The sequence below is a fragment of the Oleiphilus sp. HI0079 genome (assembly GCF_001635105.1).
The window spans coordinates 1-765 of sequence record NZ_LWFT01000040.1 but is presented as its reverse complement, the minus strand read 5'-3'; the positions used below and the strand labels follow the sequence as shown (position 1 = coordinate 765).

Below are 765 nucleotides of genomic sequence, written 5' to 3'. Positions count from 1 at the left end.
GGAATAAAACATTGGCTAAGATAATTGTTATCACGTCAGGCAAAGGCGGAGTCGGAAAAACGACCAGCAGTGCATCTATCTCTACAGGTTTGGCGCTGAAAGGGCATAAAACCGTTGTCATCGATTTTGATGTAGGCTTGCGTAACCTTGACCTCATTATGAATTGTGAACGCCGAGTGGTATACGACTTCGTAAATGTCATTAACAACGAGGCGACACTCAACCAAGCTCTCATAAAAGACAAGCACAACGAGAATTTATACATCCTCCCTGCTTCGCAAACGCGCGACAAAGATGCACTCACGCAGGATGGAGTAGAACGCGTTCTTAACGAGCTATCAGAGCGCTTCGACTTCATTATTTGTGACTCGCCTGCCGGTATCGAGCACGGCGCCCAAATGGCGCTCTATTTTGCTGACGAAGCCATCGTTGTTACCAACCCAGAAGTATCATCAGTGCGCGACTCAGACCGCATACTCGGAATACTCCAGAGCAAATCCCGACGCGCAGAACAAGGCGAATCTGTCAAAGAGCATTTGCTGCTTACTCGCTACAACCCAACACGTGTAGAGAAAGGCGAGATGCTGGGCGTAGAAGACGTCAAAGACATTCTAGCTATTAAGCTGCTTGGTGTGATCCCAGAATCGCCGGCCGTACTTTCCTCTTCTAATTCAGGCGTGCCGGTTATTCACGACCAAACAACAGATGCAGGACAAGCTTACGACGATGCCGTAGAGCGCCTGCTAGGCAAGGAAGTGCCGCACC

The 765-nt window shown here is 49.3% G+C and carries 1 protein-coding gene; it reads left to right on the top strand.

What is annotated here, in order from left to right; all coding sequences use genetic code 11:
* Positions 1-11: 11 nt before the first annotated feature.
* Positions 12-765: septum site-determining protein MinD (gene minD / locus A3750_RS00740; RefSeq protein WP_068547935.1), on the top strand; the 754-nt coding region annotated here is incomplete at its 3' end.